We start from the raw sequence: 13524 nt of genomic DNA, 5'->3' as shown, positions 1-13524 counted from the left end.
ACTGTTTCAACGCTAGTCCTCCAATATGGACCGCAGGCTCTTTTTCTTTTCTTCTGATATAGGCGCGAATGCCAAAGTAGCCAGCCCTGCCTGGCGATAGAATGATTCAATCACCGGATCGAGCATGGATTGCAGGTGCTGGCGTATCGTTTCTTCGTCTCCACGAGCGATTGGGCCCGTTAATGCATGAGGCAAATCCTTGGCATGACGGACATTAAACAGGCTGTTTTGCATCAGGGAAACAATAATTTCCTTTGCTATCTCCTTTTCAACCCCCGCCTCACGCATACATTGTTCAGCTGCGTGGGCAAGTGTCACCAGATAATTTGAGGCGATTGCAGCAGCGCTGTGATAAAGCATTTTTTGACTGGCCTCGATGCTGAATAATTTAGCGCCCAGATTTACAAATAAGGGTGAAATAATTTCTACCGCTTTTTCATCCCCCTCAATACTGCAATAACAATCGTTAAAAATTTCTGCATTGAGCGCTTGATGAGGAAAAGGTTTTAATGGATGAATGCAGACGATATGACAGCCCAGAGCACGCAAGGGGGATAATATGGCCGATGATAATACGCCGCTGCAATGGATAATGGTAGAGCCTTTGAGAATAGTTTCATGATGCTGCAGCTGTTGGACAATTTTCGGGATTACTGAGTCAGGAGTAGTAATAAAATGCAGATTCACCTGGGAAAGCGCCTGTAGTTCACTTATCGCATCTCCCTCGCCTAGTAAACTGACGGAGTTCAGGGCGGATTCATAGTGCTTATTATAAACAGAGTGCAATTTGCCTTGCCCTGAACAAATCAGGGCATAAGCCAGTTGTTTTCCCAGACGCCCACCGCCAATAAGATTAAAATTCATAAATTTTTATAATAAATTATTCAAATAGTAACAATATTTACACTCTATTATCACTATTTGTACTTAAATAAGAGTATAATCATAGTTTATTTATTACTAGTGGCCAATAGCGATGCCTCCATATCTGATTAGAGGAACTTATAAAGAAGTGTTCACCGCCTTCGGAAGCGATTTCGTACTTGGAGGTGGAACAAATATTTCAACCCTCGAGCCCGATTTCGAGCGCTCTACTTTTATGGGTACGCTCGAAGAATGTCTGCTTCATCTTGAAACCTGGAAAGATGCCGAGCAAAGCGATCATGAGTTCTATACCCAGGGTAATATGTTTGGTGCAGTATTAAAGATGCTGTTCGGCGCTGATGTGTATGCCCATCCTTTGAAAAAAGCAGAGGAAGATCCTGAGAATTTTACCAATAATAAGCTGGCATCGATAGATTTTGGTTTTGTTGATAAAGATGGGCAACTTGCTGCTTTCCATCTTGAATATCGAAAGGATGATCCTGGTCAATGGTTAGCCGGTATCATTAAAAATACCAATAAAAAACCGGAGGAACGCGAAGTCCTTTTTATGACCAGCTTTGAACCTGTAATAGTGAATCCAGCTGCCAGAATTCAGATAAGATCTGTTGAAGCGGGAGCTATCCCATTGATGGGAGACGATGATGCCCCGATTATTCACAACCAATTGGTCCGTAATATCCTGCAGGCTGTCTTTTTGAAAAATGGCAGAGTTCACCCTGATAGTGATATCGTCGAACAGTTCACGCAATTGGCAAATGATAAAGGGGGCTATGAGGAGAATGGACAATTATTAAATAGTTTGCAGGCTGATGTCGGTAAAGCACTTGCTAATCCGGGCTTGAAGGCAATCAAAGAGCTTGGAATAACCGGTTATCGAAGCGTTGCCTCAATGCAAAAATGCCTTAAGAAGGAAAATCCTTTTTATCAGCAACTGGCTGCCCTGACCAAATTAAACAATAAAACGCTAGCGATTCAGCGAGGGATTTTATTATTATTTTTAGACTCGGCCAATTTGTCTCAGTTATATTCCAGCTACTCCAAAGCTGTTTTCCTTCCGGCCTTAACAAGTTACATAAAAGAAAACATGATGGGCAAGACTGCAGATGAGATCCGCGAAAATTGCAATCAGGTTAAAACACTTTGGTCTTCTCTGGATAAAAGCCTGAGTAGCGCGACTAAAGAAACTATAATCGCCGCATTTCTTCGTTCCAGTAAATCACCGCTGATACAGAATTGTCTGCACAGTATCCGTAATGATAGTGAAGCCAAAGTGATTTTAAACCGTCTTCGTGACGGTGAAAATGATCTGCAGTATTATCTCGATAAAATGCACGGCTGCTATTATTTGCCCTCAGTGCTGGCTAGTCAGCCCACGACAATGGAGCGAGATCAGTTTTATCGCATCGCAGACGATCAGGACCTTCATCAGGCAATCCACCTCTTGCAAAAAAACGGGATTGAAACCTACACTGAATTACTGCTTGATCCTGCGCATTTTCAGCGATTGAAACCCTTCATTAGCGAATTGAACTCACCGGACCAGGACAAGATTGCCAAAGTGAGTATTATGCTATGGTTAAGCAACCACGGGCAGTTTGATCATTTCTATACCCATCAGAATCACATTGATTATTTACGCCTGTTAAAGCGAATGGTTGAAATCAATGCGCTGAAAGGAAAAGACTTAGCTGAAAACCTGCAAAAAACCCGAGTATTTTTGGAGGAGATCAAGCCGAAGATTCTGGAAACCGGGACTCGAAATGAAAAAGCAATCGCGTCACTTGCACAATGTTATCTGGTTTATCCTGGGGATAGTCCGCTGGCTGTATTACCGCGATTAAAGGATGAGTCACAGATTCGTTTACTGCAGTTTCTTCTAAGGCATGAAAAGAATGAAGCCAACCTGATTAGCCTGGTTGATCAACTGCAAGTCTATCCAAAACTGGCAGAGCAATTAATGCTCCTGTTCGACAAAGGGATAGGCGCAGATGATATCATGGCCATCGGTATGGAGCCCGACAAACACCAGTTGATGAGCCTATTGCAGGACCATAGAGTGCCCTACAATGCAAATGATATTTGTAACCTCCTGTTGCCTTTTTCCGCAGAGCTGCAAACTGCGGTTCAGGCAGAACCGAATGCTGAAATGCGCAAGTGTTTCCTGCAGGCTTCTTTAAGTCTTGCCCGAAACCACTTATTAAGCCATGAGCTTTTGAAACCAGAGGCCCAGCTGCAGAGGCAGTTAATCGCCAATTTGCAGCGTGCTGTACCGGGAAATTCAAGGTATTCCAGTCTGGCAGTGGGAGGCGACGCAAAATCTCATGACTTTAAATTGCTGCTGAGAGAAATATTTTCTAATAAATTACCCGTTTCAGGCCAAAAACTGTTGATTGAAGAGGCCTTTACAGCCATCACCGCTAGTACAATGGATAATTTACAGCCAGACACTGATGCTAAAAAGAAATTAGCCAAGCCCATCTCCCGGATGCGTACTCAAATGACCACATTAAAGCATCTGGAGAGCTTGCAACTTGAGCAAAAAACACTGGATTTACTAAAAGGGCAAGATGCCGCCGGTCAAAAGTTTTTCAGGATGGCAATGTTTATTGAAGAACAATGCGAGCAGATGCGCAAGCGTCTTGAAAAGACCAATCCTCAAAAATACCAGAAAATGCTTTCTCATGAAGTGAATTATCGAAAAGCGCTGTATGGTATTTTGCATGACAGCCTGAGAGGAGACGGCAGCCTTAGGAGTAAAGAGGCGCTTAACAAACGTTTGGAAACTGCTGAAAAGCCTTTGCTTGATGCTCTGGAGGGTGATAGCAGGAAAGCCTATCGTCAGGGCATGAGAATTATTGCCAATTTTTTTAGTATCCTGCTGATTGGCATACCTAACCTGATTCACCATAGACACACCGGAAACTGGACCTTTTTCAGCACGCCGCGTTCAAGGGAAACAGCGCAAACGGTAAGTAAAAAGGTAAAAGATGAAATCGAGTCATCTTCAGAGAATATTCAGAATAAATTATAGCGGGAATGGATTCCTTCTTCATTTGTTATGAACACATGAAATCCTTATTATTCATGTAATTATCCTGGATTGAATAAATCTCAATCTTTCCTTGATCTTTTTTTGCACTCTGATTCTGGATCATCCTACATAAGGTTAATTAATAAGCAATCTACTATTGAATTCTGGCAAGATTTCTGCTTAATATGAATATTCTGCATTGCACAGAAATTTTAAGGATGAGCCATGTCGCTGCCATTGAAGGCCTTTCAGCATAATCAATTAACATTTACCACCTCTGGGACGCCCGTTCCAACTTCTGGTCATACGATAAGCCGCGTTGAATTTCTGGACACTGATGGTTCAATCAAGAAAGGGTTTTTCAAGCCGGTTGATAATGAGCTTTATCCAGTCTTGCTGGCAAAATATTCTGTAGCGAGTAGTGTGTCTCTGCGCCTGTCGATGGGTGAGTTTATGGCTGAGGAGCGACTGGTTTATCGCGACGGCCAGATTGTGGGTACGGTTTCTTTTGATCTTCCAAACTATAAGCCTCTGCTTAAAATAACGGATGATCTGCCGGCTGACGCCATCGAGAAAATGTGGGTCGATCCGACAATGCAGACCTTGCTGGAGAAAAATGTCGCAAGACAAATTGCTGCCTGGCTGCGCATCGGGGATGAAGACAGACACCCGGACAATCTCAGTCTGTTTGGTGGTATTGATTTTGATATGTGCCATGACCGCTATAGTAAAATCATTCGCGGGCCAAGAGCTATCGATATGGTAACCAACCCGGATGTAGTTCGTGTTACCAGCGCGCAAATTGGTGATTTGCCGGTTGTTGAAGGAAGAACGCATTGGCCAGCCAACAGTTATCCCGAAAATTTTAATTTATTAAAAAAATACCGCTCAACCAGTGCTTTTCGTGATCTCGCAGGTAGTGAAGAATTTAAAGAGCAGATGTTTGAGGCCTTTACCTATGAATTATTAACTTACGATCCTGATGTGTTGCGGTCTCGTCTCACCGAATACCTGGGCGATGAGCCATTGGATTATCGAAGTCTTTCCGGAAAAAAAATAGAAGATCTCGAGGCGGCAAACAGTAAGCTATTTAATGCAACCACTGATAAGGAATCATTTGTTAATCACATGCTTGCAGTGAGTCAGGAAGAGTATGATGAATTATACCGTGCGGTAGTCGGGTATCCAGGGAGTGATGCCAACAGAAGGCAGCTTAAGGTTCCCAGTTTTAATACATTTCTGGAGAAAAAGCCCAAGGTTGTCCAGCGTATCAAAGAATGGACTGCTACTCAAAACAAGAAGACTGCTGAGGCAGTGGAAACTCATTCCCGGTTAATACAGGAAATTCAGAAACGAAAGCTTACTGCGACAGATGAGCCTCTTGAGAAACTAAAAAAGATGGAGGCGATGTGTCCAGCCTATTGCATGAGTGATCTCTGCAAATATGATGACGAGAAAATTTCCAAACGTTTCCATAAAATCTGGCGAGATTCGTTTTTGCCTCATGTGAATCAAATTTTATTGGGGCTGGATAATTTGGAAAGGTCAATTATTAACCTTCTCAGCCAGCAAACATTGCCTTCCATTGACGATAATTTGCCGGGATTGGATAAGTCAACTGCCACAGAGTCCTGGCAATTGCTGTCAAAGGCTACTGACTTATCGAAAATCAGCGTCAATTGCAGACCAGATAATCCTGAATACCTTGCCTTACAGGAAATCAGGGCCTTTCACAAAGAGCTTCACGACATAGCGGATACTTATTTTCGTACCGATCTTCTTAATTTAAGCGAAAGAACGAATGCAGTTTTTCTTGAGAGGATGCAAGACACCGTTAATAAGCATGAAAAGAGCATTCTGGATCATTTGGGAACAACAGGTAAAGCAACCGATTTTACCAATATACTGGATAAAATAGACCGCTATAAACCGATCATGAAGTGGTCGAGGTATATCAGTCGAGATGATATGCCTTTGTATGGCAACAAAGAAACACAATCCAATATCAAATTAAAATCACATGTCGATCCGCAGGTCATGGATGCTTGCTTTAAGCAATTATTTGCCTGGGCGGATGAGCAGGATGAGATCAGCGGGAAGAATGGCGATTCGGCTTTAACTAATTTTATAGCAGAGATTATTGAGCGTAATTATACGCCTGGCACTTTCAGCTGGTTTACTAATCGTTACCGTGCAACCAGTGTATTGAATTATATCAAAACGACTCGCCTCAAAGGCTCTGAAAAACTGGCCTGGATTTTTAGCGAGGGCGGCCATGAGACTACCTCACTGAATACCCATCTGGTCAATAATCTGATTAACAGCATGCTTGTCGATTTTCAGGACGAGGTGGGCTGCAATCTTGCCAGTGTCAGACATGCCATCAATACAAAAGTATTTAACAGTGCTGCTTACACGCAGCGAATTATGAACTACTCCAGAACCAATGAAAAATTTATTCACAGTCGGAGTGTAAGCGCTGTTTCTAATTTTCATAATGCAATGTACAAATGGGTAGACTCGTTTAAAACAGAAGAGGACTTTCGGAAGTTTATTGATGATTGTGTCAAAAAGTATCTTGAACCGGCCAGTCTTGGGGTACAGTTTTATAACTTTTTCGTAACAACCAAGGTGAGAGATCAGGAAGTATCCACTTATTTTGATAAGAAATTCGGCTATTCACGCAGCAATATTCTGGCGATGATTTTAACGAACGGTGCAATTAATGATGGTTCACTCAATTCGGTATTGGTAAAAGCAATTCTGGCGGATATGCAAAGCAAATATGCTGTCCACGAACGGGCTGTAAAACATGGTAGCAGCGCCAGCTCTGCGGAGTTTAAGATATCTGAGACGGATAATGAGTTAGAAACCTTTGGGGCTTATGATTCGGTTCGGCCAATGAAAACTACAGATATTACGCACAAGTTTCTTGAGGATTTACGTAAATTGTCCAAAGACAAAACGGTAGTTCAACCGCAGGCAGCAAAGGCCCCTCCTTCACTTGCTAAAGCCCTTGCGGAAACTCCGGTGGATACGCACAGAGATAGCGAAAAAAATGGAGCGAAATCTGGTCAGAACCCAGTGTCAGCGCTCAGTTTTTCCTGATTCTTCCTGTCAAAACTTAAAAGCACGCCCTAAGGTTTAGGGCGGCTATTTGAAAGATGATGGTCCTCGATAAAGTCATTTAACTCTTCCAGCAAGCTATCCAATGCGTTTTGATCATAGCGCATCGCTTTCTGTCGGGATTTTAACCTACTAACGGTGTCGCTAAACTCTTCGAGAAGAGTCTCTTGCTCTTCATCACCAGAAGCACTGACATAGCCAGCAATCAATGCTAATGAGTCCTCCGCTTTAACTAGATTTTCTTCATATTGTAAAAGATTGACTTCCCGGGGAGCGCTAAGGATTGACACATTTGCCCAGTAACGATCATAAAGCAATTTGAGCAATATAATTCCCAAAGGCAATAAAATAAGAATGCTAAAAAAGATAAGCGGATTGATGGTTGCTGCCTGCTGGTTTGTAGTTTCATTTGAGCTTGCGGTTATTGGGGGCGGGCTATAGGCGGGCAATGCCCGGTGAGAATTTTTGACCGGTGAAATAAACATCTGGTTAAGAGGCTCCGGGGTGGATTTAAAAAACCGGGATCGTTCAGGCCGTTTGGCAATCGTCTTTTCTTTTACGGGCGAGCGATTTTTTTTTGCTGGTTCCTGTGTTTTGGTCTCGGACAATGAATGTGGTTTTGGATAGGACCTTGTAATTGCCTGATTCAGTGGTTTTTCAGGAAGGCCGGCAAGACGGTTTTGCTGATTAACCCAGGATTGCATTGAGCTCATCACTTGTCCCATCAGCTCTTTGGCCGAGCTGATGAGTTCCAGCTGCTTTTCCTCGGTGGCGAACTGATGGAGGTGCGTTTTTATTTGATTCGTTTGTTCCATAATCTGCTTTTCAACCTGCTGCAGATTAACAGGAGTTACCCCAAATCGTGACAAATTATCCTGATTGTTAATAAAGCTGTCAATTTTTTCGGGCTTATCTGAAATCCATTTTTCCCACCAGCGAATATCCTGTTTGTCTTGAATGGATTGATGATAGGCGGCACTATTGGCTTCCAATACCTCCATAACCGGGGCTTGCGAACGTTGTACGAACAGTTCAATTCCTTCAAAGAGATCAAGCATTTGCGAGCGAAATTGCGTGATGGTAAACACTTCCCCGGCCTGATCGAGCAGCTGTGACAGTTGCTCAAGAATATTTTGAAATCTTAACACTTCCTGTAAATCACTAATTGCCTGGCCGTAAGCTTCATGAACGGTTGATGGCAGATTATCGATAAACTTAAAACCAGGGCACTGTTTCAAATCCTCGGCAGTCAGACGAATGGATTCAGGTGCAGCGATAGTACTGACGGACTCTGGAGCAAGCTCAGTTGTTTCACTGACGATTAGTGCACAATGTTTGGCAGCCAGGGTAGGAAACTCGCGCTGGGAGCCAATCGTTTGTGCGTCTTTGTAGAGCTCCCAGAAAGGGTGTGGATTTGCATCGTAAGCGGTTACAGCAAAATGCATTCCTGTGTGTCTTTTCTGGGCAAGATTGGTCAGCTCATGATGAAGGCGTTCGATTTTTATCTTAAACTGTCGGGATTGCAGTTTTTGCTGGATGTCAAATTGAATGTCTTTTTCGATGGCACTGCGACAATCCGCCAAAAACAAGCGATCGCTGCCCGCCATAGGGGAGGTCATCACCTCGACTGCCCGTAAATATTGGGTGAACAACTGCAATTGTTCACTAACATATTCTGCATCATTGATGGCAGCCAGTTTTCGCAGAATCTGCATGCTGTCCAGTAACACATAATTAAATGGCTGGTTAAGATGAGCCTTGCTAAGCGCATCATTTCTAATCAGGAGGTAATCGCCAATTTGCCTCATCATCATACTCAAACCCGTCCAGCTTACCCGCTGGGGAGGCAGGATTTCGGCATGAAAGTCGTCCAGGCTCAGTTCGTGGCGTGGCCGATATTGCACACTCAACAGCCATGAGCCCTCATTCACTGCAGAAAAAGCCTGGGTTTTATCTTCATTAAACCAGCTGTCTTCTGTGCTCAGCAACTGGGCATCGATTTTGCTCGCTGTTCGCAGATTAATCACGCGTTGTCTGAATTGTAATTCTTCTTCGGTGTAACAGAGTTCATCATAAAAGGGTCTTGCAGCAATGTTTAGCCGCGAATGGTCTTGCATCGAACGATAGGGAATACGAGAATGTCCTTCCTTCATAAGTGGGCCCTCCGTGCTGGCTCATATTGATTAGTTTTTGATAAATCAACCTCTTCAAAGCAGAGAAATCTTCCTGATGTCCACATTTGAATACTTTTAAAGCCAACTATTAATTAGCCATAGAACAGCGCAATTGTAAATGCTTTGCGAAAGACCTGTTTCCAGTCCATTGGTATCTACCCATCCCCCTCGGCTTGTCCCTGAGAGATGGTCACAAAATTTAACTATCCTATAAGAGCTTGTGTACCGCGTAAGAGCCTGCGTACCGCGTAAGAGCCTACGTACTCCGTAAGAGTCTACGTACCGCGTAAGAGCCTAAGTACTCCGTAAGAGCCTACGTACTCCGTAAGAGTCTACGTACTCCGCTTTATGCGGGGTATCCATAAAAATGATAGTGCGTTTTAAAATGCGTTTGCCAATCAGACGCATTGTCTGGATACCCCGCATAAAGCGGGGTACGTAGAGGTTTAACATTATGATTATAAATCAATGTATTATGTTCAAATTTTGTGACCATCTCTCAGGGACACACGAGGAACGTAGACGCGAGGAGCAAACTCTGTTTTCAGAGATGTTTAGATATCGATGTTCTCCAAGTCAGGTGACACCGCCCATGATTTCACTTATGATTAGGCTCAATATTTAGTTGCAGTAATTGTATGCTCATTGATTTTATTAAAACGTTTCCCCAGTATCTGTTACCCAAGCAGGCGTTGACGGTTTTGGCTGGCCTGCTCGCTGATGTCAAATCCCCTGCGGTTAAAAATTTTATTATCCGGCAATTTATCGCCAAATACCGGGTTAATATGCAGGAAGCATTGGTGGAAGATCCGGCCATTTATAAGAGTTTTAATGAGTTTTTTATCCGCAATCTCAAGCCCGAGAGCCGCCCTCTTGCCAAAGCCGATATCATTTCCCCTGTGGATGGTGTGGTCAGCGAGCTGGGTCGGATAAACGAAGGGCAATTGCTGCAGGCGAAAGGGCGCTATTATACCGTCGCTGATTTTCTGGCCAACGAGCCAGCCTCGGCACAGTTTCAGGATGGCCATTTCATTACCTTGTATTTGTCACCGAAAGATTATCATCGCGTACATATGCCGCTGGATGGAATGCTTCACAAAATGGTTTACATCCCAGGGCGCTTATTTTCAGTGCAGCCTACCACAGCGCGGGTTATCCCCCAGCTATTTGCGCGTAATGAACGCCTGGTTATTTATTTTGAAACCCGTTTGGGTTTAATGGCGATGGTCATGGTGGGCGCAACAATTGTCGGAGCGATTGGCACCAGCTGGCACGGTGAATTGCGGCGTCAGAAAAAGGTGCAGACATTTGAATATCAGCAGGCTGAAACCATGCTGAAACAAGGCAGTGAAGTAGGATTTTTTAAGTTAGGCTCTACGGTTGTTTTACTATTCACCAATGAGCATCCATTACAGTGGACAAATGCCTTGCAGGCCGGCTCTCCGGTTCGCTTTGGTCAAGAGCTGGCTTCTGCTGCGTTATAAGTAGTCTTTGATGGCAGCGAGGGCTGCCTGCGCGCACTGCCCGTCCAGCTCAGGATTGGCTCCGCTAACTCCAATTGAGCCCAGATGCTGCCCTGTTTTGCTTATTATTGGCAGGCCTCCCTCCAGAAAAACAATATCGGGAACTGAGGTGTAGGGGCTATTGGCATAAGCAGTATTTCGCTCAGAGAGTGTTTTAGTCGACACAGGAATGCTCGCCGATGTCATTGCTTTAAGCTGAGCCATACGCACACTAACGAAATTATTACCGTCCATTCGCTTGAACAATTTCAGATTGCCATGATTATCCATAATGGCGAACGCCAGAGTTAAGCTCTTTTCAAGCGCAAAAGCCTCTGCCGCTTCCGCCATTTTTTCCGCTAAGGCAAGTGACAACGCTTGTACTTGTAACAACATAGGCTCACTCCTTGATAAAACGAATGGTATTTTACAGAATGGAATAAAAACCACAACATGAATTCCATTAGGTTTGAATTTAGTAAAGGCGTAACGCCCCTTTGGCATTATTAAGATATAATTTATTATCATATGGAGCCATAATTAAACAGGCAGGATATTGAATGATTATGTTTTTTAAACAGAGGAACAAGCGGAGGTTTGCATGGCAAAAGATAAAATGACTAATAAAACCCAATTAGAAAACGAGCGCGGTTATTATAAATCGGCTTATTCCTCAGTGAGCAAACATCTGCTTATCGCAAGAAATAATGATATTCAGGTTGTTAACAGTCAAAGCCTGCAAGTAATCAAAAAATTACGAAAACAGCCAGGCTACACTCCTGCAGATATGCTGTTTTTAGAGGATGGGCAATCGTTCATTTGTTGGAACAATAGTGGCTCTATCGATTTGTGGAATATTGAGTCAGGAATATCTGAGGAACTTATTAATGGAGCGACTACAGATATTTTTTCTGACGGAGGTCTTGTGGGATTGCAAGGCGATAGCCTTATTGTTAAAACCGATAAAGATTTTTATTTCGAAGGAAGAGGAATGCATGCAGAGGATAGATATCAAACAGAGCTTGTGTTTATAGGCATCAAATCAAAAAATGTTTCAGAACAGTGGCTATTAAGCCGCCGGTATAATGATATTAGGATGTACGATGATTATTTGGTCTGTGGTTCGGGTGGTGGGCGTTGTATTGACGTGTATTCCATCAAGGGTAAAAAACTTATCAAGCAAATTGGCACGGGCTTTCCTGTTTATACGGCTCAGCTAGTAATCGAAAAAGATAAAAAATATAGCCTGGTTTGTAGTGGTAGTCACGCCGCTATTTGTATCTATGATTTTGATTTAGAACAAAAGAAAAGAGAAATTGTAACAACCAATACCCAGATTCACGATTTTCTTGTTACACCGGACGGCTGTCATATTTTTATACCAGAATACGATAACCAAGTAGTTAGCCTGCATCGCTTTGATGATGGCCAATTTCTGGAGTCAATGTCTACTGGTTCCTGGGTAACAGATGTTCATTTTAATGAAAATGATAAAATGATATTGGCCGTTGATTTTGATGGGGTGAGAAGAATGGATTGCAACCTAAATGTGCCAACACCCCCATTAACCAATATGGCCGTTAACGTGTTGGAAGCAAATTTAGGTTTTTTTGCCAATGAGAAGTTGACAGAACATCAGGTTGAAGTTTTAAAGCAGCATTTTGATATAGAAGAAAATACAGATGAGGATTTAAATGACTCTGAAAAGCCTGCACTATAAATTGATTTATAGGTAAAAATATCTGAGAAGAAGTCGTAATAAATTAAAGTGTTACGTGCTAATTTGATTTGAACTGTTACAAATTTATTAATGGTACCGAGAAGAGGACTCGAACCTCCACGGGGTTGCCCCCACTAGCACCTGAAGCTAGCGTGTCTACCAATTCCACCACCTCGGCATTGCGGCTAAGGTACTCAAGAAATGTCCTGATGTCAATCATTATTTGCGTGGTTTATATAAAAAGCATCATTAACAGCGTTATGAAAAGCTGCTACACTTTTTTTATTTAGTAAAGCCCAGAATGACTTTTCTTGAGTGTCTTGAAAAAAGTATAGACCGATACTTTGCCTGCGTGCCGCGTTGGCGGCCTCAAAATCAATTATTGCAAGAGGTCTATCTAATTGCCCATCGTGGAGCGCATAGCAAAAAGCTGCGGATCATTGAAAATACCCTGCCCGCTTTTGACCGGGCCCTGAAGCTGGGGTGCTGGGGGGTTGAGCTTGATATTCAGATGACTGCCGATCAAGTGCCTGTGGTGCATCATGATCCTGATTTGAATCGGCTCTGGGGAAAAAATCAGTGGGTAAATCAGCTAAGCTTTGCTGAACTAAAAAAAGAAGTGCCCATGATCCCTTCTCTCGAGGAGGTCATTAATCGATATGGGAACTCGCTGCATTTCTTTATTGAGCTAAAGGCGCCATTTGCAGGCGAGGATGCTTTGTTTGAGGTTTTAAGTTCTCTGCAATCCGAAACTGATTATCATCTGTTGAGTCTGGATGAGGAAATATTTCGAGAACTGACGCTCTTCTCAAGGCAGGCCATGTTATTAGTTGCCGGGCATAATAATATGGCTCGTTTCTGTCAGGATAGTTTGGCTCAGCAGTATGGCGGTGTTTTAGGTCATTACCTGCTTTTTTCCAGCAAAAAAATTGAACTACTAAAGCTTGCCGAGCAAAAGGTAGGGGTTGGCTTTGTGGATTCCAAAAATGTGCTCTATCGCGAAGTTCACAGAGGGATGCGCTGGATATTCAGTAATAACGTGGGAGCGATCAGCCGAATGCTGAATGAACCGCGGGATTAACCCCG

Annotated in this window: 8 protein-coding genes and 1 tRNA gene; 5 read left to right on the top strand and 4 right to left on the bottom strand. The window is 43.2% G+C overall.

What is annotated here, in order from left to right:
- Positions 1-12 precede the first annotated feature (12 nt).
- Positions 13-864, bottom strand: coding sequence for a Rossmann-like and DUF2520 domain-containing protein (locus DYH61_RS14820; protein ID WP_058506947.1), 852 nt, complete (start codon positions 862-864; stop codon positions 13-15).
- A gap of 112 nt (positions 865-976) precedes the next feature.
- Here DYH61_RS14820 and DYH61_RS14815 point away from each other — a divergent pair, with 112 nt between their 5' ends.
- Both DYH61_RS14815 and DYH61_RS14810 read left to right on the top strand, forming a co-directional pair.
- Positions 977-3916, top strand: a complete 2940-nt coding sequence (locus DYH61_RS14815; protein ID WP_058506948.1) for a hypothetical protein — start codon at positions 977-979, stop codon at positions 3914-3916.
- A 225-nt stretch (positions 3917-4141) separates the two neighbouring features.
- Positions 4142-7024, top strand: a complete 2883-nt coding sequence (locus DYH61_RS14810) for a protein kinase family protein (RefSeq protein WP_058506949.1) — start codon at positions 4142-4144, stop codon at positions 7022-7024.
- 29 nt (positions 7025-7053) lie between these two features.
- On the opposite strand, the gene DYH61_RS14805 is transcribed toward DYH61_RS14810, so the two are convergent.
- Positions 7054-9195, bottom strand: coding sequence for a hypothetical protein (locus DYH61_RS14805; RefSeq protein WP_058506950.1), 2142 nt, complete (start codon positions 9193-9195; stop codon positions 7054-7056).
- A gap of 659 nt (positions 9196-9854) precedes the next feature.
- Here DYH61_RS14805 and asd point away from each other — a divergent pair.
- Positions 9855-10700 (top strand): archaetidylserine decarboxylase, encoded by an 846-nt coding sequence (gene asd / locus DYH61_RS14800; protein WP_058506951.1) that lies wholly within the window; start codon positions 9855-9857, stop codon positions 10698-10700.
- Here asd and DYH61_RS14795 read toward each other — a convergent pair.
- Positions 10695-11114 carry a GlcG/HbpS family heme-binding protein gene (locus tag DYH61_RS14795; protein ID WP_083499175.1) on the bottom strand — a complete coding sequence of 140 codons (420 nt, stop codon included), beginning with the start codon at positions 11112-11114 and terminating at the stop codon, positions 10695-10697. The genes asd and DYH61_RS14795 overlap by 6 nt on opposite strands.
- A 205-nt stretch (positions 11115-11319) precedes the next feature.
- Here DYH61_RS14795 and DYH61_RS14790 point away from each other — a divergent pair, with 205 nt between their 5' ends.
- Positions 11320-12438, top strand: a complete 1119-nt coding sequence (locus DYH61_RS14790) for a YncE family protein (protein WP_058506952.1) — start codon at positions 11320-11322, stop codon at positions 12436-12438.
- Positions 12439-12529: 91 nt separating this feature from the next.
- Here DYH61_RS14790 and DYH61_RS14785 read toward each other — a convergent pair.
- A tRNA-Leu gene (locus tag DYH61_RS14785) sits at positions 12530-12616 on the bottom strand.
- Positions 12617-12739: 123 nt separating this feature from the next.
- Between DYH61_RS14785 and DYH61_RS14780 the strand changes: the two genes are divergently transcribed.
- Positions 12740-13519: a glycerophosphodiester phosphodiesterase gene (locus DYH61_RS14780; RefSeq protein WP_058506953.1), complete on the top strand. Its 780-nt coding sequence runs from the start codon at positions 12740-12742 to the stop codon at positions 13517-13519.
- Positions 13520-13524: the final 5 nt, after the last annotated feature.

The organism is Legionella quinlivanii, assembly GCF_900461555.1.
Classification (GTDB): Bacteria; Pseudomonadota; Gammaproteobacteria; order Legionellales; family Legionellaceae; genus Legionella_C; species Legionella_C quinlivanii.
This window is presented reverse-complemented; position numbering and strand designations above follow the sequence as displayed.